We start from the raw sequence: 25,549 nt of genomic DNA, 5'->3' as shown, positions 1-25,549 counted from the left end.
TGTCGGGGGGATGGAGCTCGATGCGCTCTCAGCAGCGCATTCGTTTCATCTCGGGATCGAACACCGGATCGGACATCACCGTGGCGGGATGCCGTTCTCCGAAGTAGGCCACCTCGACGGAGGTACCCGCTTCGGACAGTTCCGAGGGCAACCACGCGTAGGCGAGGCTGAGGCCGAGGCTGTGGCCGTACCCCGTACTCGTGGTGAAACCGCTGGCTCGCCGGTCCTGGGAATCGGCGAAGACCGGCTCGGAACCCATCACTACCGTGCCGTCGTCGATCGACAGGCAGCACAACTTTCGTCGTATCGGGGACTCACGGCGGCGAAGCAGCGCGTCACGACCGATGAACTGGCCCTTGTCCGGCTTCACCGCGAAGGCCAGCCCCGCCTCGTCGGGAGTGTGCACGCTCCACATGTCACCGCCCCAGGCCCGATATCCCTTTTCCAGCCTCATGTTGCTGAAAGCGCCCCTGCCGCCGGCGATGACGCCGTACTCGGCGCCCGCACCCGCCAGCAGGTCCCAGAGCCGTAGTCCGAAGTCGGCCGTGGTGTAGAGCTCCCACCCGAGCTCACCGACGTAGGACAGTCGCAGCGCCGTGACCGGAACCTCCCGAACGAACAACCTCTTGGCCCGGAAGAACCGGAACTGCTCGTGCGAGACGTCGGTCTCGGTCAGTGACTGCAGCACCGCACGCGCGTACGGTCCCCACAGGCCGATGCAGCACGTACCGCCGGTGATGTCACGTACCGTGGTCGACTCGTCCGCGTGGTCGCTCATCCACGCGATGTCCCGCTGTCCGTTGCAGCCGACCTGGAAGGTGTTCTCCGAAAGCCGCGCCACGGTGATGTCCGAGCGGATACCACCCCTGTGATCGAGCATCAGCGTGTAGGTCACGTACCCGGGAGCACGGTCCAGTTGATTGGTCGTCAACCGCTGTAGCAGCTCCAGCGCGCCGGGACCGCTGACCTCCGCTCGACACAGCGAGGTCATGTCGTACATGGCGACCCGTTCACGGGTGACCTGGTGCTCGGCCGCGATGATCGGGGACCAGTAACGGCCGGCCCACCGGCCGGGGGCGGCTGTCTCCCGGCCGTCCACGAGGGATGCGTTGGCCTCGAACCAGTGCGGCCGTTCCCATCCGCTGGCCTCCAGGAACACCGCCCCGAGTTCCTGCTGGCGCGGGTAGAACGGGCTGGTGCGCAGTGGCCTGGGGTGTTCGGGGGGCTGCTGGGGGTGGATGATGTCGTAGACCTCGCGGAAGGTCTGCGCGCTGCGCTCGGACACGTAGCTGTCGCTGTGCGCGAAGTTCTCGAACCGCCGCACGTCCGCCGAGCGCAGATCGATGCTGGGCTCACCCTCGGTCATCCACTCGGCCACCGCCAACCCCACGCCCGCGGAGTGCGTGATCCACACCGCCTCGGCGACCCAGAAGTTGTCCACCTCGCGGGTCGGCCCCAGCACCGGAGCGCCGTCGGCGGTGAACAGGAAGATCCCGTTCATACCCTCGGCCACCTCGGTGCGCCGCAACGCGGGGATCAGCTCGCGCGCCTCCGCGAACGGCTTGGCGAAGTCCTCGGGTGTGAACGGGTGAACCGAGGACATGCCCTTCCAGCCGCCGCCCTCCGGCGGTGCCTCGACGCCGTCTCCCGCGGCCTTGGTCGGGGCCAGCTCGTCGCAGGACACGGGGATCACCCGGTGCTGGTAGGAGCCGATTCCGTAGCGGTCGTGGATCTGCCGGAAGTACAGCGAGCTGTCCTGCTGGCGCAGAATCGGTTGTTCGACCTCCTCGTCACCGGCGACCAGTCCTTCGACCGGCTCGGTGACCGCGTACTGGTGGGCGACCGGCTGCACCGGGATGGACACGCCCGCCATCTCGCCGATTCGCGGCCCCCAGATGCCCGCGCAGCACAGCACCCGCTCTGCCGTGACCGTTCCCCGGTCCGTGTGCACCGCGTTCACCCGGCCGTCGGCCGTGTCGAAGCCGGTGACAGCGGTGTGGTCGGCGAACCGGACGCCGAGACGCTGTGCCTCCCGAGCCATGGCCTCGGCGGCGCGTACCGGCTTGGCGACTCCGTCGGTGGGCACGTGGAACCCGCCGTAAATCCGGCTCGGATCCACCTGCGGGATCCGCTCGTGGACCTCTTCCGGTGTGAGCAGCGTGCCGTCCACGCCCCAGGCGGTGGCGAGTCCGTGTTTGCGGTGGAGCTCGTCCCACCGCTCCCGTGAGGTGGCGACCTCGATTCCCCCTACCTGGTGGAAGCAGGGGCGGCCGTCCACGCTCGCGGCAGTGAACCGCTCCACCGTGTAGCGCGCCAGCTGGGTCATCGTCTGCGAGCCGCTGGTCTGGAAGACGAGCCCCGGCGCGTGCGAGGACGAGCCACCGGTGGCGAAGAGTGGCCCCTGCTCGACCACGAGTACGTCCGTCACCCCGCGTTGGGCGAGGTGGTAGGCGGTACTGCAACCGACGATTCCAGCGCCGATTATCACGATGCGTGCACTCGAATCGAGCACCGAAGCCATTGCCGCCCCCTGCCGAATATCGGGAACCGGTGTTGCGTCTAGAACAACTATCTGCGTCACTCGCAACAGTGCGCCCGATGCTCTGTGTGCGTCAAGACACACATTCGGGCGACAAGAGAATGACTTGCCGGCTCAAGATCGCGGGGGTGTGCTGGGGAATCGGTGAGTTCGCCAGCGTGGGGCGAAGATGTCGTTACAGCACTTGGCGAATCGAGTTCTCGAAGTGATCGACGTGGTCGACCGCGACGCGGTCGGCCCGGTCCGCATCGGCGTCGATGACGGCTTTCAGTAACTCGGTGTGTTCGGTGACATGGCTCGTGACGTCACTCAATCGATCGAAGAAAAGTCCCCAGATGCGCAGTGCGAGGTTGTAGTACTGCCCAAGAGTGCTTTCCAGGTAGCCGTTGTGGGTGCAGCGGTACAGCGTGCGGTGCACCCGGGCGTCCACGCCCATGACCGACTCCGGCTCTTCGGGGACGCGCTCCACCAGTTCCACCAGTTCCGCGAGCTCGCCCCGCTCCGCCTCGGTGGACCGTTCGGCCGCCCTCCTGGCCGCGTGCCCCTCCAGTCTCCGCCGCACGTCGGCGATCAGGGCGTGATCGGTGATGTTGACCTCGGTGACGAAGGTGCCCCTGCGGGGGTAGATCGCCACCAGGGACTCGGCGGCGAGGCGTTTCACGGCCTCCCGGAAGGGGGTGCGTCCGAGGCCCAGTTCGCTGGTCAGTGCTTCTTCCCGCACGGGGGACCCGGGGGCCAGCCGCAGCGACAGGATCTCCTCCCGCAGGGTCAGGTAGGCGCGCTCGGCCTGTGAGGGGCGCTCCTGGGGGAACCGCTGCGGCGAACTGTCACCCGATGGGGAATTGACCGCTTCCGACACGACTCGTAGCCTACCTCACAGACTGACATTTCAGTTGTTGTTCACTCATATGTAACGATGATCGTCATCGGTCGCCCAGTGCTCTTCGTGCGGTTCGGCCGCGCCGCGGGACCCCTCCGACAGCCGGACCGATCCGATCCACCGACATCGCCGGTCACCAGCAAACTGCCAGCAAGGAGCCACCGTTGGTCGCTGACGGCAACACCCCAGCTCCCCCGGAGCGGCTGTGGCGCAACCCGGAGCCGAAACGCAACTACGACGTGGTGATCGTCGGGGCCGGCGGGCACGGACTGGCCACCGCTTACTACCTGGCGCGCAACCACGGCATCACCGACATCGCCGTTGTCGAGCGCGGGTGGCTCGCGGGCGGCAACATGGCCCGAAACACCACGATCATCCGTTCGAACTACCTGCTCGACGCCAGCGCAGCGCTCTACGACCACGCGTTGCGGCTCTGGGAGGAACTCCACGAGGAACTCGACTACGAGTTCCACTTCAGCCAGCGCGGCGTGCTCAATCTCGCCCACACCGAGCAGGAGGTCCGGGACGCGCGCAGGAGAGCGTTCGCCAACGAGCTCAACGGGGTGGACGCCGAGTGGCTCACCCCCGACGAGATCTCCGAGATCTGCCCCATCCTCAACACGTCGAATCTGCGCTATCCGGTGCTCGGCGCCACGTACCAGCGCAGAGCGGGAATAGCCAAGCACGACCTCGTCGCGTGGGGGCTGGCACGGAAGTGTGACGAGATGGGAGTGGACTTCATCCAGAACCGCGAGGTCACCGGCTTCGTCACCGACGGGGACCGGGTGATCGGGGTACGAACCGACAACGGTGACATCGGAGCCGGTCGGGTGGGACTGGCAGCGGCGGGAAGGACGACGCTGCTCACCGACACCCTCGGTCTCCGGCTTCCGTTGCAGAGCCACCCGCTGCAGGCCATGGCCACCGAGATCCTCGAACCCGTGCATCCCTGCGTGGTCATGTCCAACCACGTGCACGTCTACACCAGCCAGGCCCACAAGGGCGAGCTCGTGCTCGGCGCCGGCATAGACACCCACAACGGGTACGCGCAGCGAGGCTCGGTGCACGTGATCGAGAACCAGCTGGCGGCGGCAGTGGAGCTGTTCCCCGTGTTCGCCAGGGCGCATCTGCTGCGTACCTGGGCCGGCACCGTGGATGTGACCCCGGACGCCTCGCCGATCATCGGCCCCACGCCCTACGAGAACCTCTTCGTCAACTGCGGCTGGGGGACGGGCGGCTTCAAGGCGACTCCGGGAGCGGGCTGGGTGTTCGCCCACACCATCGCCACCGGGGAGCCCCATCCGCTCAACGAGCCCTACGGCATGGAGCGGTTCACCAGCGGAGCCCTCATAGACGAACACGGCGCGGCCGCCGTCGCCCACTGAAGCGGGGTGACTTCGAATGCGCTGTTCACCAGCAGTTCCCACCAGGCGGGACACCGATTCCCGTGCCGACTTCCGGCCACTCGAGCAAGTTCCGCCGCGGATTCCCGGTCCGTTGCGCGACGACATCCACAGGAGGCCGTAGATGCTCCTCGTCCGATGCCCGTGGTGTGGTGACCGCGACGAGGCCGAGTTCCGCTACGGCGGACAGGCCGATGTCGACTACCCGGCCGATCCCCACCAGCTCGACGACGCCACTTGGGGCGAGTACCTGTTCGTTCGCGCGAACCCATCGGGCTCGTTCGACGAGCGCTGGGTGCACACGGCGGGTTGTCGCCGCTGGTTCTCGGTCGTTCGCGACACCGCGACCAACGAGATGAGGCCGGACATTCCACGACGTCGCGAAAGTCGGTAACACCATGACGAGTTCGTCGAACCCCAACCGTGTGAACGCATCGGTCCGCGCGGGGCGTATCGACCGCACCCGCACGTTGAACGCCACCGTGGACGGACGTGAGATCCGCGGCAGGCCCGGCGACACGTTGGCCTCGGCCATGCTGGCCCACGGCGACATCGAGGTGGCCCCCTCGATCCAGCGGGGACGTCCGAGGGGTGTGTTCAGTGCCGACTGCACCGAACCCAACGCGCTGGTGCAGCTGCTCGACGGCGACTGTCCGGAACCCATGCTGCCCGCCACCGAGATCGAACTCCGGGAAGGGCTGCGTGCCGAGACACTGTCCGGTGTCGGATGGTTGAGCCAACAGCGCGACACCGCCGGTTACGACAAGAAGTTCGTGCACACCGACGTCGTCGTGGTGGGAGCCGGTCCCTCCGGGATAGCGGCGAGCCTGACGGCCGCGCGGGGTGGCGCTCGGGTGATCCTCGTCGACCAGCACCGCGAGCTCGGCGGCATGCTGCTGGACGGACAGGCCGACATCGCCGGACATCCGGCGACCGAGTGGATCGGGCGTGCCGCGCGCGAACTCGCGGAGAACGAACAGGTCCGGGTGCTGACCCGCTCCTCGGCACTCGGGTGCTACGACCACAACTACCTACTCGTGGCCGAGAGTCGTACGGACCACATGGCCGCCCCGCCCCCCTCGATGAGTCGGCAGCGACTCTGGCACGTCAGGGCGAAGCAGGTGGTGCTCGCCACCGGAGCGCACGAACGTCCCGTGGTGTTCGCCGACAACGACCGCCCCGGCGTGATGCTGGCCTCGGCGGTCCGGTCCTATCTCAACCGTTACGCCGTGCTGCCCGGCCGTGAGGCCGTCGTCTTCACCACTTCGGACAGCGCGTACAGCACCGCGCTCGACCTGCTCGGTGCGGGAGCCCGTGTTCCGGCCATCGTGGACACCCGGCCCGAGCCGTCCGCGCGGCTGGTCGAACAGGTCCGTGCCGCCGGTGCCCACGTGGTGACCTCGGCGGCGGTGGTAGCCACCACCGGGCAGCACCGGATATCCGGTGTGCGGGTGCGTGGGCTCGATGCCGACGGTTCGCTCACGGGCTGGAGCAGCGAGTTCTCCTGTGACCTGTTGGCGGTCAGCGGTGGCTGGAATCCGGCGGTTCAGCTGTTCGCCCAGAGCGGGGGAGCGGTGCGTTGGGACCCCGTGGTGGCCGGCTTCGTGCCGCGGCAGGCCGGTGGGCGTTCCGCGAAAGTGGTGGGCTCGGCACGAGGGACCTACGATCTCGCTGGATGTCTCGCGCAGGGATTCGCGGCCGGGGCGGAAGCCGCCACGCTCAGCGGGTTCCGCACCGCCCCGCCTCCTGTGCCGCAGGTCGACGGTGACCGCCAGGGCAGCAGGCCCCGGCCGGTATGGCTGGTTCCCGACGAATCGCGCCCTCCAGAGCGTTGCACCGAGCACTTCGTGGACCTGCAACGCGACGCCACGGTGGCCGACATGTACCGCGCCACCGAGAGCGGGATGCGTTCGGTGCAGCACGTCAAGCGCTACACCACCATCTCGACCGGGTTGGACCAGGGGAAGGGCTCCGGTGTCAACGCGGTCGGGGTCCTGGCGGAGATTCTCTCGGCGAACTCCCCCGGTGAGGTGGGAACCACCACCTTCCGCCCGCCCTACACGCCGGTGCCGCTCGCGCTGTTCGCCGGACGCACCCGGGGGGAACTCTACGATCCGGTGCGCACCACACCGATGCACCGCCAGCACGTCGAGGCGGGCGCGGTCTTCGAGGACGTGGGCCAGTGGAAACGTGCCCGTTACTACCCGCGCGGTGACGAGGACATGCACGCGGCCGTGCTGCGCGAATGCGCCGCCGCGCGGACCGGAGTGGCTGTCCAGGACGTCAGCACGCTCGGGCGCATCGAGATCGTGGGGCCGGACGCGCCGGTGTTCCTCGACCGGATCTACACCAACGGGTTCGCGAAGCTGGCGGTCGGCAAGGCCCGGTACGGGATGATGTGCGGTGCGGACGGGATGGTGCTCGACGACGGCGTCTCGATGCGGTTGGCCGAGGACCGCTACCTGATGAGCACCACCACCGGTGGTGCGGCGAAGGTGCTGGACTGGCTCGAGGAGTGGTTGCAGACCGAGTGGCCCGAACTGGACGTCTACTGCACCTCGGTCACCGAGCAGTGGGCGGCCGTCGCGGTGGTCGGCCCGGACTCCCGCACGGTGGTGGGACGACTCGCCCCGGACCTCGACGTGTCGGCCGATTCCTTCGGGTTCATGCGGTTCCACGAGACGGTACTCACCGGTGGGGTTCCCGCCAGGATCTCCCGGGTCTCGTTCTCGGGGGAGCTCGCCTTCGAGGTCAACGTCCCCCGCTGGTACGGACAGGCGCTGTGGGAAGCCACCATGACGGCCGGATCCGATCTGGGCATCACCCCTTACGGAACCGAGACGATGCACGTGCTGCGCGCCGAGAAGGGATTCGTGATCGTCGGGCAGGACACCGACGGAACGGTCACTCCGGTGGACCTGGGAATGGACTGGGCCGTCTCCAAGCAGAAGGACTTCATCGGCAAGCGTTCGCTGAGCCGTCCCGACCTGGTGCGCGAGGACCGCAAACAGCTGGTCGGGCTGTTGCCCACCGACACCACGACACTGCTGCCGGAGGGGTCCCACCTGGTCGAGCCCGACGTGTCGAGGCAACCTCCCGTGCCGATGCTGGGACACGTCACCTCGAGTTACCACAGTGCCGCTCTGGAACGAACCTTCGCGCTCGGTCTGATCAGCCGGGGACAGCAACGCCTCGGAGACGTGGTGTGCGTTCCGCTCGACGGTCGTGACGTCGAGGTGGAGATCACCAGCCCCGTGTTCTACGACCCGGAAGGAGTCCGACGTGACGGTCCCGCACAAGGTTGAATCCGAAACCGCCGCGACCGATGTCGGCACGGCGCCGCGGCACAGTCCGCTGGAACACCGTGCCGCCGAGTTCGAACGTCGCAGCGCGTCCGGTGCTCGCGGAGTTCGGTTGCGCGAGGAACCGTTCCTCACGCAGCTCGACCTCCGGACCCCGCCGGGCGGTTCCTCCGCCGCCTCGGTGGCCGAGACATTGGGGCTCCCGCTGCCCGCGGCCAACAGGGTCACCGGTGACGAGCACGACGCGGTGCTGTGGTTGGGCCCCGACGAGTCGTTGATCGTGGCACCGGACGGGCGTGCCGAAAGTCTGCTGCGTACCGTCCGGGACGCACAGCGGGGTGGTTCCGGCTCCGTGGTGGACGTCTCGGCCAATCGCACCACACTGCGTCTTTCCGGGCCGATGGCCCGTGAGGTGCTGGAGAAGTTGTGCTCGGTCGATCTGCACCCACGTGCGTTCGGGCCCGGTGACTGCGCACAGACCCTGCTGGGACGGGTCGTCGTGGTGCTGTGGCAGCTGGACCACGAACCCGGCTACCGCGTCATGGTGCGCTGTTCCTTCGCCGAGTACCTCGCGGACCTGCTGTTGGACGCCATGGCCGAGTTCCTCGACGGTTGACGGCAGTGACCCGGAGTGTTCGCTTCCCGCCGATTTCGCCGAGTCCGATAGCTCTCGGTAGTCGTCCGGGCGATTCGCGGGCTTCCCGGGCTGTTACGGTCTGCGATACTGTAAACACGAGGTAGGGCCGATTCCGAGGTGGAAGCGGGCCCGGCCGCATGGTGGTGTCGCAGCCGGTGAACTCGCCGGTGCCGCCGGGTTCGCCACAGGGCGAGCGCTATGTTGCGTATAACGGAACCGCGCGCGGTTTGTCGGGCGACTGCCGGGAAAGTCGGGCGGTGGACCGACGAGGACGGTTGGTTCCGGCAATTGTCCCCGGACGGATACGGTTGAGTCGTGAGTGAATCAGCGGACACACGAGGCAGGGGATCGGGGGCGTTGGTCCAGTCGGTGGACCGTGCCGTGACGATCCTGGAGCTCGTGGCACGCAACGGCGAGGTTGGCATAACCGAGATCGCCGGGGAACTGGGCGTGCACAAGTCCACCGCGTCGAGGCTGGTCAGTGTGTTGGAAACACGCGGCCTGGTGGAACAGCTCAAGGACAGGGGAAAGTACGTCATCGGCTTCGGAGTGGTCCGGCTCGCCGGAGCCGCCACCGAGCGGATGGACCTGCCACGCCTCGGCGCACCGTACTGTGACTCGCTCGCCGCCGAGCTGGGCGAGACCGTCAACATCGCCATCCGGGATCACGACGTGGCGATCAACATCAGCCAGGCGCGCGGCACGGCCTCCGTCACCGCGCACAACTGGGTGGGGCAGCGGACACCGCTGCATGCCACTTCGAGCGGCAAGGTGCTGTTCGCGCACGCCCCGAACGAGGACCGGGAGGATCTGCTCGGTGAGGAACTGCAGCGCTACACGGCGCGAACCATCACCGATTCCGAGGAGCTCCGCAAGGAGTTCCAGGCCATCGAACGCGATGGTTACGCGACAAGCTACGAGGAACTCGAACTGGGGCTGAACGCGGCGGCGGTCGCCGTTTACAACCACAACGGCGGTGTCATCGCCGCGCTGAGTGCTTCCGGGCCGTCCTACCGATTCTCCCGCAGAAGGATGCGTGAGCTCGTCGACGCGATGACGGTGGCTTCCAAGGAGCTCTCGGCCCAGCTCGGGTATCTCGAAACCTGATCACTCCGCACCGGGCCGACTCGATCCGTGTGGCGACCACGTTCGGCGCCCCGCGCTTCCCTCGGGACCCGCGCTTCCCCCGGGGTCGTTGTGGTGCGGTCGGTGCCGCGCCCGGGGATCAATCGGTGTACGTACCGGACGGCGATCGTAGCGGCATCACCGCCACCGGGCGGTTCGCGTGGCGGCTCACTCCGATGATCGTGGATCCCGGGCCGTTTCGGGCGAGGTTTCCGTCGTCCCCGCGGCCCACGATCAGCAGCGCGGCGTTCTCGCTGGCCCTCGTGAGCACCGGAACCGGTTGACCGATCCGCACGCTTCGGCTGACTCGTACTTCCGGGTACTTCTCGGCCCAGCCGTCCGAGCGTTCGGCCAGCGATCGTTCCAGTGCCCGTAGCGGATTCTCCCCGTAGCGCGGGGAGAGCGGTGTTCGCGAGGAATGCCCGTTGTCGGACTCGTGCCAGGACCGCACGATTTCGAGCCGCGGCTCGTCGCGTGCGCTCGCCGCCTCGAAGGCGTACTGCAGCAGGGGAGCGCTGTCAGCGGCCTCGTCGACCCCGACCACGACGGGACCGTTCCACGAACCGCTCGTGCCGTTGGTCAGCACCACGGGACAGCGCGCTCGCCCGGCCACGGCGGCGCTTACCGAGCCGAGCGGATTCTCACCGAGTCCGCCGAGCACGAGCTCGCGCGCGTCGCGGGACTCCCGGATCAGGCATTCCACCGGATGCCCCGACGACACCCTGTTCACCACGCACAGTTCCGGTCGCAGTGTCCGGCAGCGCGCCGCCACTTCCTCGACCGTGCGGGCCGCGTAGTACTGGAGTGCCTCGTCCCTCTCGACTATCACCAGACACAGCGCGGAATCGGTGCGGACGCATTCCTCGGACGCCCACAGCGCCGCTTGCAGCGCGGTTGTGGATCCGTCGACGCCTACCACGATGTGTTGTTGATCCGGTGACAACATCTTCTCGCTCCGCTCGTGACGAACCGGTCTCCCCGCGTGGGAGGGGAGGAATGCTTACCGGTCAGACTGTTGTCCCCCGTGGGGAGCGGCAAGGGCCGAACGTCACCGGAACCGGCCGCCGACGGCGATCCGACTACTGATCCCGCCGCGACCGGTGTTGATCCAGTTCGTCCCCGGGAATCACCGTGGTGTTCTGCTCGGAGTTCTCCGGTTCACCACCGCCACCCTCGTACTCCGCTCGGATCTCGGTGGCCTCCCGCGACATCTCGTGCGCGTCGAGCACATCAGCCAGTCGACGTGCGAAGAGCGGTCGCTGTTCGTCGTCCTCGGGATGGCTCGCCTCGATCATGTGTTTGGCGAACAGCACACGAATGCTCGCGGGGTCCTGTCGTTCGTCGATTCCCGAGATCTCCGGCGGTGCCGCTTCCCCGTCCGACGCGAAAGCCTGGTGCGCGAACCTGGTGCCGTTGACAGCGGTGTCCGAGGTGAAGAAACCGGTGGCGGGTACCCACTGCGCCGCTGCCGCACCGTGCCGCGCGGCTTCCTCCGGGCTGTGGGCCAGTGCCGACAGCTGGGACAGCGTGTCGACCAACCCCACCGCCTCCTCCAGCCGCTGTCTGGACACATCCTCCTGCGCGAGCCACCACACCACCGCGTTGGCGGTGTCCTTGAGCGCGTCGTTGGTCAGGTACTCGCGGAAACCTCGTTCTCCGTCGCGCCTGCGCTGCCGTATTTCCTCGTCCTTGGCGGCATCGCCGAGTGCGCGCAGCCGCTGTTCGTCGATCTCCCGCAACGTCAGCGATACGTCCTGCGCCCAAGCCCGCAGGTGCCCGGCCGGATCCTGTCGCATCGTCCCCAGCGCGTCCCGCAGCCGATGAGTGGTGATCCCGTGATCCAGCGCGCCGGTCTCCGCGGTCACCGCGCAGGCACGTCGATAGACCGCGTCCACCGCGATGGCCTGCTGTCGTTCCGGGGAGGGGCCCGCTGCTCCGGGAGCCGGAATCCAGTGCACCGTGGCCGACAACAGCAGCCGGTACTCCGGATGCTGCGTGGGTACCCACAGGCCCTCGACCTGGTGCGAAGGATGGGTGGAAGGGGTCTGCTCGGGTTGTTGCTCCTGGCGCTGTTCCCGCTGCTGCCGCATCTCCTCGCGGATGCGTTGTTCCTCGCGCCGCCCGCTGATCCGTCTGCCCAGCGGCTGTGGGGCCGCCGCAAGCGCCAACGCCAGCGGCAGCCACAGCCATACCGGCCATCCCGCGGTCAGCCCCAGCACCAGCGGGACGATCGCGGCCACCACACCGAGCGCGCCGAGCAGTGCCTTTTCCTCACCGGTCATGACCGAGCCCCCTCGACGAGGTCGACTGCGCCGATACGGGCGCGCGAGCTCCGGTGCGGCCGGTGACCGGCGTAGTGACGCCGCCGTGGAGTCCATTACTCGGGCGGTTAAGGTGGTTGTCGGTGCCGACCGGGTGGCCGGATCGCGCGCTCACGTCCCGTGCCTACCGGTTGGACCTGGCATCGGGGTACCGCCGTTGATCGAGTTCGCTCGAATGGAGCACGCCGCGATGACGGGATCGTTCCCGCGGTGTCCGGTGGGAAGCGTCCCGGAGGGCCGATGGATTCGTGACGAGGGTTCGCCGCGCACCGGCGCGCACCGGGGTTAGCCGCTCCGAGGGGTTTCCAACCGGTGTCCGGTTCAGTCGCCCCACACCTCACGGGCGGTTTCGACGATCAGCCGCAGCTTCGCCGCCTGCTGTTCGATGTCCAGCGCGTTGCCCTCCTCGGTCGAGGCGAATCCGCACTGCGGCGAGAGGCAGAGCTGGTCGATGTCGATGTAGCGAGTGGCCTCCTCGATCCGCCGCTTCAGCGCGTCCTTGGACTCCAACTCGCCGCGTTTGGTGGTGACCAGTCCGAGTACGACCACCTTGTCGTCGGGGACGAAGCGAAGTGGGGCGAAGCCTCCCGAACGTTCGTCGTCGAACTCCAGGAAGAAACCGTCCACGTCGAGCTCGTTGAACACCGCCTCGGCGACGAACTCGTAGCCGCCCTCGGCCACCCACGAGGAACGGAAGTTGCCCCGGCACATGTGCGTGGTCACCGCCATGTCGGACGGACGCGCCGCGAGAGCCGCGTTCATCTGCTTGATGTTGCGCAGGTGCTGGTGTTCGGCGTCGTCGCCGCGCTCGGCCAGCTGGGCGCGTTGGGCCGGATCGTTGAGGTAGGCCAGACTGGTGTCGTCGAGCTGGAGGTACTTGCAGCCCCTGGCGCCCATGGCCCGGATCTGGTCGGCGTAGGCGGCCGAGAGATCGTCCCAGAACCGCTCGATGTCCGGGTACACCTCCGGACTGATCGCCGCGGGGCCGCCCCGGTAGTGGACCATGCTCGGCGAGGGCATCGTCAGCTTGGGGGTGGCGGTGCTGACCTGACTGGCCAGGTATGCGAAGTCCTCGCCGAAGATCGGTTCCCCGAGCCGGATCCTCCCGTCGATCCGGGTGGCGGAGGGAGCGAACTCGATGTCGCCCGCTTCGTTGTGGAACCGCACGGACATCGTGGAGTCGCTGGCGTTGATGCCGTCCAACTTGTAGATGAAGTCCATGTGCCACGTGGAGCGGCGGAACTCACCGTCGGTCGCGGTGGAAAGCCCGATGTCCTCCTGCATGGCCACCACCTCGCGCACCGCGCGATCCTCGGTTTCGCGCAGCGCCTCGGCGGACAGCTCGCCCGCCGCGAACTTCTCGCGTGCCGAGTGCAGGTACGAGGGGCGCAGCAGGCTGCCCACGTGGTCGGCCCGGTAGGGCGGGAAAGAACGTCGCGTCATGACCGTGACAGTAGGGCACCGAAAGTGGAATCCAGCTGTTCGCGGAACGAGGGATCCGTTGCGCTGCTGTTACGAATCCCCGGACGTTGCGGGTGTCGCCCTTCCGATGGTTCCGTTTTCCGTTGAACGGAAAACCCGGTTTCGTCGGTGGAGTGATCCGGATCATCCTCGGGGGTTTGTCCGGCGCGTGGACGTCGAGGGACACCGGCGAAACACCCACGCCGAAACGCGGTCGTGGCAAGACTGGACAAAGCCCTACCGGGAGCGTGTATGCCACCGAACACGGACGGAACCGCCGGCACCGGGGACCGTTCCGTCATCGCCAAGTTGTTCACGCTGCTGTCCGCCTTCAGCTCGGCCAGAGCGGCTCTGACGCTCAGCGAGATCGCGCACCGATCGGGGCTGGCCATGACCACGGTGCACCGGCTGGTCGGCGAGCTCACCGAGCGGGGAGTGCTGGAGCGCGGTTCGGATCGGCGTTACCGGGTCGGGCTCGCGTTGTTCGAGATCGCAGCCCTGGCACCACGTGGTCCCGGCCTGCGCGAGGTTGCGCTGCCCTACATGGAGGACCTCTACGAGGTCACCAGGGAGAACGTGCAGCTGGGTGTTCGGGCCGACGAGGAGGTCGTGTTCGTGGAACGGCTCGCCGGGCGCGCCTCGGTGGGCGTGCGGACCAGAATCGGTGGCAGGTTTCCGATGCCGCCGACCGGTGTGGGACTGGTGTTGCTCGCGCACGCTCCGCCCGAGGTCCGCCAACGCGTGTTGGCGACACCGCTGCACCGGTACACCTCACACACGTTGACCGACCCGGAGCGACTGCGAAGGGTGCTCGCGGACGTGCGCAGGGACGGGTTCGCGGTCAGCGACCGGCAGGTGACCTCCGACGCCCTCTCGGTGGCGGCTCCCGTTCTCGACGGATCCGGTGCGGTGGTGGCGGCACTTTCGGTGGTGCTGCGGTTCGGCAGCGTCCGGCCGAGCTCGTTGGCTCCGGCCGTGCGGATGGCAGCCCGCGGAATCTCCCGCGCGCTGACCTCCGCACCGGATTCCACCGGAGGGCCGCTGTCGGGCTGAACGGTTCCCGACGAGCCGATGTGGTGGTCGCTGTCGCGCACCGGATGTTCGGGCCCGGCCGGGCCCGGGGTCAGCCGAACACGGTGCAGGTGCTCGATGCCGTGGCGAGCAGTTTGCCCGCCGAGTCCCGGATCTCGCCCTCCGCGAACGCCACGCGCCGCCCCGGTTTGGTCACTCGGCCCAGGGCGTGCAGCTTGCCGGTGTCCAGCCGGATCGCGCGCAGGTAGTTCACCTTGATCTCGGCGGAACTGTAGCCGGTCCCGGCGGGAAGCGTGCTGTGCACGGCACAGCCGGTCACCGAGTCGAGCAGGGTGCAGGCCAGCCCGCCGTGCACCAAGCCGATCGGGTTGTAGGCCGACTCGTCGGGAACGCAGCTGAACTCCACCTCGCCCTCGGCCACGCTGCTGATCCGCATGTCACCGAACAGCGCGCTGATCGGCGGTGGCGGCAGTTCGCCTCGGTGCATCGCCGACAGGTAGTCCAGTCCGGACATGCCGGTGGCCGCCCGGGCGCCCGTGGTGGGGTCGTACCAGGTGACGGTCTTGCTGCGTGGTTCTCCCCAGTCGACCTTCGTCGTGTTCGCGCTGTCCATGACCGAACGCTACCTCCGCTCGCGCCGTGGTGGACCCTCGTGCGGCTGTGGGAAGCAGCACTCGGGGAATCCACGCGGGTTCCGGTGTCGCGTTTCGGAAACCACCCGGGGCCGGGAGCGGCGGATTCGGAGCTCACCCCGCCGCTTCGGAGTGCTGGTTCTTGAGCGTGAGGTAGTGCTGGGCGTTGGCGGTGATGAGTTCGCGTTCCTCCTCGGTCGTCTCGCGACGTACCTTGCCCGGCACGCCCGCGACCAGCGAGTTCGGCGGGATCTCGGTGCCCTCCAGGATCACCGTTCCCGCCGCGATGATGCTGCCGGAACCGACGCGCGCCCCGTTGAGCACGGTCGCGCTCATGCCCACCAGCACGTTGTCCTCGACGGTGCAGCCGTGCAGCACGGCACGGTGACCGACCGAGACGTGCTCACCGATGCTCACCGGGGTCCCGGGGTCGGCGTGTGCCACGCAGCCGTCCTGGAGATTGCTGCCGTGCCCGACCGAGATGCTGTCGCAGTCGGCCCGCACCACCGAGGCGTACCAGACGCTCGCCTCCTCGGCGAGGGTGACCTCACCGGCCAGTGTGGCGGTCGGGGCGACCCAGGCCCCCTGCCGGACGGTGGGAGTCGTCCCGTTCAGCTCGATCGCGTGCATGCTTCCTCCGTGGCGGACGCCGGTGTTACCGCGCCAACCTACACACCGGTAACCGACGACGGTACTGCCCGTTGTCGAGTCACCGAGTGCGTGGAAAATCAGTCCCGAGCGAGCACGGAACCGTTCGGTGAATCCGCCTGAGCGAGAACGCGTCTCGGACGGACGGCCCGCGACCGCTCGGCGGAGCACCGGTGCCCACCGAGCGGTTCAAGCACCTACAACTAGCCGTACACCCGCTGTGCGGCATCGCGGTACTTCTCGCGGATCTCCTCCCCGCGAGCCACGTCCCGGGCCTCGTACGATTCGCAGCGCAGCGGCCATTTCGGGGGTTGGTCGGTCCCGCTGGCCACCCACGCGGCCTGCCTGGCGGCGCCGAGGGCGACGTACTCCGCCGCCTCCGGTACCTGCACGTCCACTCCGAACAGCATCGGAGCGATCGCGCGCACCGCGGCCGACTCCGCGGCGCCCCCGATCAGCAGCACCCGCCGCACGGTCACTCCCACGTTCCGCAGCGCGTCGATCCCGTCCGCGAGTCCGCAGAGCATTCCCTCCACAGCCGCGCGTGCCATGTTCTCCGGGGTCAGATTGCCGGTGCGCATCCCGGTCAACGTGCCCGTGGCGTCGGGCAGGTTGGGGGTGCGCTCGCCGTCGAGGTAGGGCAGCAGCGTCAGCCCCTCCGCGCCGGGTTCGGCCCGTAGCGCGAGTTCGTCCAACCCGGCGAGGTCGGTCCCGAGCGCGTTGGCCGTCGAGTCGAGCACCCGGGCCGCGTTCAGCGTCGCGATCAGCGGGAGGTAGCGGCCGGTCGCGTCGCAGAATCCGGCCACCGTTCCCGTCGGGTCGCCGCACGGCTGCTCGGTCACCGCGAAGGCGGTACCCGAGGTTCCGACGGAGACGACCACATCGCCCGGTTCGATCCCGAGCCCGAGCGCCGCGGCCATGTTGTCGCCGGTTCCCGGACCCAGCACCGCTCCGCGCAGCTCCTCGAGCTCGGTGACCTCCCCGGCTGGTTCGCGCGGGGAGAGCACTTCGGGCAGTCGAGGGGCACGGTCGGACAACACCTCCCGGCACAGTTCCGGCAGCCATTCCGCCGAAGCGGGGGAGAAGTAGCCGGTTCCCGAGGCGTCCCCCCGGTCGGTGACAGCACGGTCCGGATTGCCGGACAACCGCCAGGTCAGCCAGTCGTGCGGCAGTAGCACCCGGTCCAACCGCGCCGCGTTGGCGGGTTCGTTCTCGGCGAGCCAGGCGAGTTTGGTGAGCGTGAAGCTCGCCACCGGAACCAGCCCGGTGCGTTCGGCCAGTTCGGCGGCGCCGTGTCGCTCGGTCAGCCGTCGTGCCTGCGGTGCCGAACGGGTGTCGTTCCACAGCAGCGCGTCCCGCAGCACCGTTCCCGCGGTGTCGAGCGCGACCATGCCGTGTTGCTGCCCGGCCACGGCCACGGCTTCGACGGGGCCGGGGGCGGCATCGACCGCCTGTCGCACGGCCTCGCCGCACGCCCGCCACCACACCTCCGGATCTATCTCGGAGTGCGGTGGGTGGGAGGCCCTACCCTCGGCGACGACGCTGCCGTCCTCGGCGTCGACGACCAGCGCCTTCGTGGACTGGGTGGAGGAATCCATCCCCAGAACGAACACGACGACTCCTTTCGCGGTGACCAGGAGAGCACCTCACGGGCGCACTCGGTTCTCGTTGGTTCTCGTACGTGACGACACGCGTCGAGCGCGTGTGCTCGCGACACACGCGCTCGACACGAATGGTGCCCGCCGTGATGGCAGTCGCCCCGCGGCGGCGGAGCGTGCGGACTCAGCTCAGCCCAGCCCCATCAGGTGCTCCAACGCGAGCTGGTCCAGCCGCTCGTAGTGCATGGCGCGCTTCCCCGCCTCCTCGGGGTCGAATCCCTCCGCGGCACTCAGCAGTTCCTCGGGCTTCTCGCCGGAGGCCAGCGTGGGACGAGCGAGTTCGTCCACGCGGGACGCCTCGAGCGCCTCCCGCACTCGCGGGTCGGCGCGGAAGGCCGCCGACCTCTCCCGCAGGATCAGGTAGTTGCGCATGCACCCCGCGGCCGAGGTCCACACACCCTCGTCGTCCTCGGTACGCGAGGGCTTGAAGTCGAAGTGCCTCGGCCCCTGGTAGCCCGCGTTCTCCAGCAGGTCGACCGTGAAGAACGCGCTCTTGAGGTCGCCCGCACCGAACCGGAGGTCCTGGTCGAACTTGGCGCCGTGCTGGCCGTTGAGATCCAGGTGGAACAGTTTGCCCGCCCACAGCGCCTGGGCTATGCCGTGCACGTAGTTGAGCCCGGCCATCTGTTCGTGACCGACCTCCGGATTCACCCCGACCATGTCGGGGTGCTCGAGCTGCTCGATGAACGAGAGCACGTGCCCCACCGTCGGCAGCAGGATGTCGCCACGCGGCTCGTTGGGTTTGGGCTCCAGGGCCAACCGCAGGTCGTAACCGCGGTCCCGAACGAACTCGCAGACCGTGTCGATGCCCTCCTTGTAGCGGGCGAAGGCCGCACGGGCGTCGATCCCCGCGTCGGTCTCGGCGCCTTCCCTGCCACCCCAGGCGACGAAGGTCCGCGCACCGAGTTCGGCGGCGAGTTCGACGTTGCGCAGCATCTTGCGCAGCGCGAACCGCCGTATGTCCCTGTCGTTGGCCGTCAGGGCGCCGTCCTTGAAGACCGGGTGTCCGAACAGGTTGGTGGTGATCATCGGCACGGTCATGCCGGTCTCGTCCAGCGCCTCGCGGAACCGCGAGACCACCCGCTGCCGCTCGGACTCGTCCGCCGCGAACGGGATCAGGTCGTCATCGTGGAACGTGATTCCCCAGGCCCCCAGCTCCGCCAGGCGGTGTACCGCCCGCACCGGGTCCAGCTCCGACCGGGTGGGCGCTCCGAACGGGTCGGCTCCCTGGAAACCGACCGTCCAGAGTCCGAACGAGAACTTGTCGGACGCGGCGGGTGAGTAGTCGTTCACTTGTTGCTCCTTTCAGGGGAACGGCATTGCCGTCCACTGGGGACGGATGGGGAGCCGGTGACCACCGGCTCCCCGGCTCGGTCACCGAACCTTGACGACGAACTTCGTCGACTCGGTGTGACCGCGGTAGCGCACGGTCGCGGTGACCGTGGCGACCCCGGAATCACGGGTGCGAATCACCCCGTGCTGATTCACCGACACGACCCCCGGTCGGTTGCTGCTGTACTGCACCCGCATTCCGGGTGGCAGGGGCTCGTCGCGTTCGTCCGCGACATGCCCGACGAGCGTTCCGTCGTTGAACGAGACCGTCGTGCGTGGCCGGACCACGGTGTCGCGATCGAAGGTCCTGCGCACCGTGATCCCGCGTTCGGCGTCACCTGCGGCCCGTGGTGTGGTGCTCACAGCGGCGGGAACCGGTCGCAGCTTGCCGTGCACCGTCACCCGCTCGCTGTCGGCGACGTCCGATTCGGAACTCGAATGCGCCAGTCGGAACTCGTAGCCACCTGCGCTGAGCTCGTAGCGGTTCCGCTGTTGGTCGAACAGCGCCAGATCGCGCACCGGGATCGTGAACTCGACACGCTTGCTCTCGTGCGGCCGGAGCGAGACCTTCTCGAAGCCGGCGAGCCGTTCGTCCGGACGTTCGGCCCGGTCCGCCTTCGAGGAGGCGGCGTAGAGCTGCACCACGTCGGAGCCCGCGACCTCTCCGGTGTTGGTGACCCGCGCGCTCGCACGGACCTCACCGTTGGCGTTGACGTGGTCGCGTTGGATCCGCAGGTCACCGTACTCGAACTCGGTGTAGCCGAGCCCGTGGCCGAACGGATAGGCGGCCCTGCCGTCGAAGTACATGTAGGTCCGGCCGGGTCGCGAGTCCGCCGGTCTGATCGAGTAGTCATCGATCGAGGGCAGCTGGGACTCGTTCTTGTGCCAGGTGAAGGGCAGGTGTCCGCTCGGGTTGCTCTCGCCCAGCAGCACGTCGGCCAGCGCCTGGCCCTTGCGCTGTCCGTTGTAGGAGCTCCACAGCAGCGCCTGCACGTCGGAGGAGAAGTCGCTCACGTCGACCGCCCCGATGGTCTCCAGGTAGACCACCGTGTTCGGGTTGTTCGCCGCTACCTCGTTGATCAGCTTCGTCTGCGGTTCCGGCAGCCGCAGCGACTCCCGGTCCTCGTCCTCCTTCGCGGTGCTCTCGTCCGTTCCGCCGTAGACGACCACCGCGTCGAAGTCGGCGGAGGCACGCACGGAGTTCCGGTTCAACTGGTGCTCGCTACCGGGCTTCGTGCCGGGGAGGTAGTCCACGACCGCATCGGGGTTGATCTCCTCGACCGCCCGTTTGAGCCCCTCGTAGCCGTTGACGCCGTTGGCACGGCCGGACGGCCCCTGGTCGCTGGAGTAGCCGCCCAGATACATCTCTTCCGGATTGGCGTGATCACCGACGACCGCCAGGCGGTACTGTCCCGACTTCGGTATCCGCAGCGGCAGCAGCTTGCCACCGTCCTCGGCGGGTTGGTTGCGCAGCAGCACGATGGACTCGGAGGCCGCCTCGCGGGCGAGGTCCAACCGTTCCGGGGTCTGGGTCACCGCGTTGTTCGACTCCGCGTCCTCCCAGCTGCCCTTGGGGACGCGTTCGCGGGCGCGCTGGACCCAGGGCACCTGTTCGGGGTCGTCGAACTCGCCGAGCCGGATCCGCACCGTGAACATCCGGATCAGCGAGGCGTCCATGAAGTTCTCGGTGTAGACGCCGTTTTGGGTCTCGATCTTCTGCTGGGCCGCCTCGGGCAGCGTGTTACCGAAGTTGTGCTCGTCGTGGTAGCCCTGGTTGCAGTTGAGGTCCACACCGGCCGCGTTCGCGTAGGCGTTGCGCTCGATGTGGTCGAGCGGTTCCTCCTTGCCCTCCGGTTTCCAATTGTGGCCGTGCTGGATCTCGTAGACCGAGTCGCAGTCGGAGGTGAAGAACCCGTCGAACCCGAAGGTCTTGCGGGCCAGGGTGTCCAGCAGGCCGACGTCGGCTGAGGCGGGCACCCCGTTGACCCGGTTGTAAGCGGTCATGATCGAACCGGGCGAGCTCTGGCGGATCACTTCCTTGAACGGAGCCGTGTAGTACTCGCGCAGCGTCCGCTCGTCCATGTTCGACGTGCCGGTGAGCCGGTTGAACTCGCTGTTGTTCGCGGCGAAGTGCTTGATCGTGGTGCTGGTCTTGAGGTAGCCCTCCGCGGCGGGCAGCAGGTTGCCCTGCTTGTCCTTGCCCTCCATGCCGTTGACGTACTGCGAGGCCATGGCCGCGGTCAGCCCGGGGTCCTCGCTGAATGTCTCGTCGTTGCGGCCCCACCTCGGATCCCGGCTCAGGTTGATGGTGGGGGAGTAGAAGTTGAGGTCGAGCTTGTTGTCGCGAACCACCTCGCGAGCCTCGCTGGAGGTGGCCTGTGCGACCCGGTACATCAGGTCGGGGTTCCAGGTGGATCCCATGGACAGGCTCACCGGGTACGAGGTGGTGTTGGTCAGTATCTCGGGGTTGCCCTCCTCGTTGTACTGCTCCCGTGCGACGCCGTGCGCCGCTTCGTTCCACCAGCCGTAGGACCGCACCTCGAGCCGGGGGATGGCGGGTGCCTGACTGCTGATCAGCTGTGACGCCTTCTCGGACGGCGTCATCCGGGAAACCAGGTCGGCGGCACGTTCCCGTGCCGAGTAGCTCTGGTCCAGGTACACGGGGGTCTCATCGGTTCTCTCCTGGGCCAGCGCGGGTGCGGTGGACAGCGCACAACTCACGCACAGGCCGAGGGTCACCAGGAGACGTGTCGGTCCTCGTCTCATCCAGCTCTCCGTCAACTCGGTGCCAAATGTCGTTCGGTCTCGACAGCGGGACCGGATCCGGTCGTTCACCGGTGCGCCGCTGCCGCGATCATGCGATGTGACGTGTTAAATATTATTTGTAAGAGGTAAAAACAAAATGGGCGGCGTGTCAACCCCCACACCCGTTGGCGCCGCGCAACGGTGCAACGTTGACTGGCGAACGTTGACTGGTGAGGGAAGCGATGAGCCGCGAAGCGAGGACCACGTGACCGCATCGACCGCGCAGGGCCGCGATCCGGCCAGCCTGCGACGTCACAATCTCCGGGCGCTGCTGCGTCATCTGCACCTGCGGGGCCCCACCAGCCGGGTCGGACTCGGCGAAGTGACCGGACTCACCCGCAGCGCCATCGCGGACCTGGTGGGGGAACTGACCGAACGCGGGCTGGTGCTGGAAAGCGGTTCGAGCCAGCAGCAGCCGGGCAGAACCGGCCGGGGACGTCCCCCGCTGATCGTCTCGCTGCGCGACGAACGCGCCTACGTGCTCGCCATAGCCATCGACGTGGACACCGTACGCATCGGCAGAGTGGGGCTGGGAGGCAACGTTCTCGAGGAGATGACCACCCAGCACGAACACTCGCCCGGTGACCCCACACCGGGGCTGGAGCAGCTCGCACGACTGGTCCGCGAGCTCGTGACGACGACCGAGGCCCCGCCCATCGCGGTGGGGGTGGCGGTGCCCGGCCTGGTACGGGACGAGGACGGTGTGGTCACCCGCGCTCCCAACCTCGGTTGGCACGAGCTGGCGCTCGGGCAACGACTGCGCGAGTCGGCGGATATCACGGCTCCGGTGGTGGTCGGCAACGAGGCACGGCTGGCCGCCCTGGCCGAACACCGTCGTGGTGCGGGCAGGGATCGAACCGACCTGGTGTACGTGTCCGCGGGTGTCGGCGTGGGCGCCGGGATCGTGGCCCACGACCAGCTGCTCACCGGCAACACCGGATACGCGGGCGAGATCGGGCACATGATCACGAGTCCCGGCGGCAGAACCTGCCACTGTGGTGCCCGGGGCTGTTGGGAAACCGAGATCGGGGCCGATGCCCTGCTGCGGCGGATCGGCGTCGTCGAACCCGCCGACAGACAGGCCGAACTGGAACGGCTGTTCGACCGCGCCGAACGGGGGGACGCCGAAGCGCTCGACGCGTTCCGGCAGCTCTGCGCGCCGGTCGCGACCGGTCTGGCCAATCTGATAAACATCTTCGATCCGGGACTGGTACTGCTCGGTGGGCTGCTGCGACCTCTGCTACGGCACGCCGAGGGAGAACTGCGCCACAGCCTCGAACGCGTGCGGGGACTTCCCGAACTGCCGGTGGAACTCGGCAGCGCTCGGCTGGGGGAGCAGGGACACCTGCTCGGTGCCGCCGAAGCCGCGGTGAGCAGCTTCCTCGCATCCTTCGAGTAGGCACCGTTCTCCATCGCGGGGGTTCGCGACCTGCTCGTGGCCGGATACGAACGCTCGCGCCCGGACGTGCAGTCGCCATCCCGCCACATCGGGCCACTCTTGCACCACTCCGTCACGCCGAGCGAGCATCCCGTGGCGGCCATGTGCTCCCGGTTTCGGCGGTGCCTGCCGACGCCACCGGAACCGAGCCGAGACCACCACGGGAATCGTGCCCGTACGATGGGTGGCCCGCCGAGCAGGAGGGCCTCGCACCGGGTCCCGCCTACTTGCCCAGTTCCACGCTCGCCCCCTCCTTTCGGAACACCGGCACCGTCTCCAGCGGGGCCCCGACCGTGATCGTGGTGCCGCCGTCGAACGTCCGCCCGTCCCAGGCGCCGACCCACCTGTCGCCGCGCGGTAGCCGTACCGAGCGCTCCCGTGCGCCGTACTCGGTCACCGGCGCCACCAGCACGTCCGGACCGAGCAGGAACTGGTCCTCGACGTCCCACACCCGCTCGTCACCCGGATAGTCGACGAACAACGGGCGCATCGGCGGCAGACCGCGTTCGTGCGCCACACGCATCTGCTCCATCAGGTACGGCCGGAGCCGCTCCCGGAGGAACAGCGTCTCGCGGATCGACTCGTAGGCCCGCTCGCCGAACGACCACACCTCGTTGGGCCCACCGGTCATCTCCGGCCCCAGCGGCATACGCGGATCGCGGTTTCCGTGCAGCCGGAACAGCGGGCAGAACACCCCGTACTGGAACCACCGCACCACCAGCTCCCGGAAGTACTCCGAATCCGGATCGCCACCGTGGAACCCGCCGATGTCAGTGGTCCACCAGGGAATCCCGGACAACGCGACGTTCAACCCGGCACGCACCTGAGCCCGCAGCGATTCGAAGGTGGCGTCGATGTCGCCGGACCACAGAGCCGCACCGTAGCGTTGACTGCCTGCCCACGCGGAACGGCACAGTGACACGATCTCGGTCTCACCCTCCTCCCGCATCCCGTCGTGGAATCCCTGGGCGTGCCGCAGCGGATACAGGTTGAACACCTCCCTGCCCGGCCCCTCCGCGAACCGCAGGTTCTCCGGAGTACCCGGGCGGATCTCCGGTTCACAGGCGTCCAACCACCAAACCCGCACTCCCAGTTCGTAGTAGTGCTCCCGCGCCCGGTCCCAGACGAACCGTCGCGCCCGGGGGTTCGTGGCGTCGTAGAAGGCCACCGGCATCTCGACGTCGAACCCCTTGTCCCGCCACGGCGCGTGGTACGGGACCCCGGCCTCGGTCTCGACCAGCAACCCCTCCCGGCTCATTCGCTCGAAGTTCTCGCTGAGCGGGTTGACCGAGGGCCAGATCGAGACCATCAGGCGCACTCCGGCCTCGTCGAGCTCGCGCAGCATGGCCGCCGGGTCCGGGTACTCGGCCGGATCGAACTTCCACTCGCCCAGGTGGGGCCAGTGGAAGAAGTCCGAGACGATCACCGACAGCGGCAGCCCGCGACGGCGGTACTCCCGGACCACCTCCAGCAGTTCCTCCTGGGAGCGGTACCGCAGTTTGCTCTGCCAGAACCCGGCGGCCCACTCCGGCAGCATCGGGGGCCGGCCGGTGACCTCGGTGTAGTTGCCCAGCAGATCGGCCGGTGTCCGGCCGGTGGTGACCCAGTAGTCCAGCTGCCTGGTGCTGTCGGCCACCCACCTGGTCCCGTTGTGCGCGAACTCGACCCTGCCGACCGCCGGGTTGTTCCACAGAAAGCCGTATCCCCTGCTCGAGAGCAGGAAGGGAATGGAGACCTCCGCGTTGCGCTGCACCAGATCCAGCACGGTCCCCTTCTGGTCGAGCAGTCCGTGCGTGTGCTGCCCCAGCCCGTAGATCCGCTCCTCGTCGTAGGCCCGGAAACACTGCTCCATGCGCCTGTTGCTGCCGGAGCTGGACCCGTAGAGCCGCGGCCCGGGCCACCAGAAGTGCGCGGGTTGCTCCGCCAGCAGTTCGCCGCCGTCGTTCGCGTCGACGAAACGCAGCATTCCCGCCGTGTCGATCTCGGCGGTCAGGGAACCGTTGGTGATCCTGGCGAGGGAGTCCCCGATGGTGATCCCGGGAGCCTCGCCGGAGTCGGGACGTTCGACGAGCGCCCCGGGAAGGTCGTCGACCACCGGAGCGAATCCGGCTCGCACCCGCAGGCTGTCCCGCCCCCAGGGTTCGATCCGAACGGTTTCCTGACCGTGGGTCCACTCCAATGCCCCGTCGCTCTCGTGGGCACCTCGCATGATTCCGCCTTCCTGTAGCCGTGGTCGATCGGGTCCTTGACTGATCCGCGGGACCGGAAGAACCCCGTCGTGTCGGAGGAACTCCACGAACCGGTCGCCGGGGGCGCGGAACGATCCGCTTCCGAAC

Annotated in this window: 18 protein-coding genes; 7 read left to right on the top strand and 11 right to left on the bottom strand. The window is 68.1% G+C overall.

The annotated features are described in order from the left end of the window. Positions 1-28: 28 nt before the first annotated feature. Together BM394_RS11030 and BM394_RS11025 are read right to left on the bottom strand one after the other, a co-directional pair. On the bottom strand, positions 29-2,521 hold the full coding sequence (locus tag BM394_RS11030) for a GcvT family protein (protein WP_092977443.1): 2,493 nt from the start codon (positions 2,519-2,521) through the stop codon (positions 29-31). Positions 2,522-2,714: 193 nt separating this feature from the next. Next, positions 2,715-3,398 (bottom strand): GntR family transcriptional regulator, encoded by a 684-nt coding sequence (locus BM394_RS11025; RefSeq protein WP_092977441.1) that lies wholly within the window; start codon positions 3,396-3,398, stop codon positions 2,715-2,717. A 185-nt stretch (positions 3,399-3,583) separates the two neighbouring features. Here BM394_RS11025 and BM394_RS11020 point away from each other — a divergent pair, with 185 nt between their 5' ends. The 5 genes from BM394_RS11020 to BM394_RS11000 all read left to right on the top strand — a co-directional run bounded on the left by BM394_RS11020 (position 3,584) and on the right by BM394_RS11000 (position 9,868). Beyond that, on the top strand, positions 3,584-4,804 hold the full coding sequence (locus tag BM394_RS11020) for a sarcosine oxidase subunit beta family protein (protein WP_092977439.1): 1,221 nt from the start codon (positions 3,584-3,586) through the stop codon (positions 4,802-4,804). Positions 4,805-4,946: 142 nt separating this feature from the next. Next, positions 4,947-5,216: a sarcosine oxidase subunit delta gene (locus tag BM394_RS11015; protein WP_092977437.1), complete on the top strand. Its 270-nt coding sequence runs from the start codon at positions 4,947-4,949 to the stop codon at positions 5,214-5,216. Between the two features lie 4 nt (positions 5,217-5,220). Then, entirely contained in the window at positions 5,221-8,127 is a 2,907-nt protein-coding gene (locus tag BM394_RS11010; protein WP_092977435.1) for a 2Fe-2S iron-sulfur cluster-binding protein, read from the top strand. Further along, on the top strand, positions 8,105-8,740 hold the full coding sequence (locus BM394_RS11005) for a sarcosine oxidase subunit gamma (protein WP_092977433.1): 636 nt from the start codon (positions 8,105-8,107) through the stop codon (positions 8,738-8,740). The genes BM394_RS11010 and BM394_RS11005 overlap by 23 nt, the downstream gene beginning before the upstream one ends. A gap of 336 nt (positions 8,741-9,076) precedes the next feature. Next, positions 9,077-9,868 carry an IclR family transcriptional regulator gene (locus BM394_RS11000; RefSeq protein WP_245755286.1) on the top strand — a complete coding sequence of 264 codons (792 nt, stop codon included), beginning with the start codon at positions 9,077-9,079 and terminating at the stop codon, positions 9,866-9,868. A gap of 118 nt (positions 9,869-9,986) precedes the next feature. Here the strand turns inward: BM394_RS11000 and BM394_RS10995 are convergent, their stop codons facing one another. The 3 genes from BM394_RS10995 to BM394_RS10985 all read right to left on the bottom strand — a co-directional run bounded on the left by BM394_RS10995 (position 9,987) and on the right by BM394_RS10985 (position 13,650). Next, positions 9,987-10,832, bottom strand: coding sequence for a universal stress protein (locus tag BM394_RS10995; protein ID WP_092977431.1), 846 nt, complete (start codon positions 10,830-10,832; stop codon positions 9,987-9,989). 133 nt (positions 10,833-10,965) lie between these two features. Beyond that, on the bottom strand, positions 10,966-12,168 hold the full coding sequence (locus BM394_RS10990) for a hypothetical protein (RefSeq protein WP_092977429.1): 1,203 nt from the start codon (positions 12,166-12,168) through the stop codon (positions 10,966-10,968). Positions 12,169-12,528: 360 nt separating this feature from the next. Next, positions 12,529-13,650, bottom strand: coding sequence for a 5-methyltetrahydropteroyltriglutamate--homocysteine S-methyltransferase (locus BM394_RS10985; RefSeq protein WP_092977427.1), 1,122 nt, complete (start codon positions 13,648-13,650; stop codon positions 12,529-12,531). A gap of 270 nt (positions 13,651-13,920) precedes the next feature. Between BM394_RS10985 and BM394_RS10980 the strand changes: the two genes are divergently transcribed. Then, positions 13,921-14,721, top strand: coding sequence for an IclR family transcriptional regulator (locus BM394_RS10980; protein ID WP_092977425.1), 801 nt, complete (start codon positions 13,921-13,923; stop codon positions 14,719-14,721). 70 nt (positions 14,722-14,791) lie between these two features. On the opposite strand, the gene BM394_RS10975 is transcribed toward BM394_RS10980, so the two are convergent. The 5 genes from BM394_RS10975 to BM394_RS10955 form a co-directional block, all read right to left on the bottom strand. Then, complete coding sequence (locus tag BM394_RS10975) at positions 14,792-15,313, bottom strand: PaaI family thioesterase (protein WP_092977423.1); 522 nt, start codon at positions 15,311-15,313, stop codon at positions 14,792-14,794. A 133-nt stretch (positions 15,314-15,446) separates the two neighbouring features. Next, positions 15,447-15,962 carry a gamma carbonic anhydrase family protein gene (locus tag BM394_RS10970; protein WP_092977421.1) on the bottom strand — a complete coding sequence of 172 codons (516 nt, stop codon included), beginning with the start codon at positions 15,960-15,962 and terminating at the stop codon, positions 15,447-15,449. A 221-nt stretch (positions 15,963-16,183) separates the two neighbouring features. After that, positions 16,184-17,578: a xylulokinase gene (xylB, locus tag BM394_RS10965; RefSeq protein ID WP_092977802.1), complete on the bottom strand. Its 1,395-nt coding sequence runs from the start codon at positions 17,576-17,578 to the stop codon at positions 16,184-16,186. Between the two features lie 189 nt (positions 17,579-17,767). Next, the gene (gene xylA / locus BM394_RS10960; RefSeq protein ID WP_092977419.1) at positions 17,768-18,931 is read right to left on the bottom strand and encodes a xylose isomerase; all 1,164 of its coding nucleotides are present in this window, start codon (positions 18,929-18,931) and stop codon (positions 17,768-17,770) included. A gap of 81 nt (positions 18,932-19,012) precedes the next feature. Further along, positions 19,013-21,736, bottom strand: coding sequence for a glycoside hydrolase family 3 C-terminal domain-containing protein (locus BM394_RS10955; protein WP_092977417.1), 2,724 nt, complete (start codon positions 21,734-21,736; stop codon positions 19,013-19,015). Between the two features lie 244 nt (positions 21,737-21,980). On the opposite strand from BM394_RS10955, the gene BM394_RS10950 reads away from it, so the two are divergent. After that, the gene (locus BM394_RS10950; RefSeq protein WP_092977415.1) at positions 21,981-23,174 is read left to right on the top strand and encodes an ROK family protein; all 1,194 of its coding nucleotides are present in this window, start codon (positions 21,981-21,983) and stop codon (positions 23,172-23,174) included. Between the two features lie 262 nt (positions 23,175-23,436). On the opposite strand, the gene BM394_RS10945 is transcribed toward BM394_RS10950, so the two are convergent. Next, positions 23,437-25,422, bottom strand: coding sequence for a glycoside hydrolase family 31 protein (locus tag BM394_RS10945; protein WP_092977800.1), 1,986 nt, complete (start codon positions 25,420-25,422; stop codon positions 23,437-23,439). Between the last annotated feature and the right edge of the window lie 127 nt (positions 25,423-25,549).

Source organism: Actinopolyspora lacussalsi subsp. righensis (genome assembly GCF_900116555.1).
GTDB lineage: Bacteria > Actinomycetota > Actinomycetes > Mycobacteriales > Pseudonocardiaceae > Actinopolyspora > Actinopolyspora lacussalsi.
This window is presented reverse-complemented; position numbering and strand designations above follow the sequence as displayed.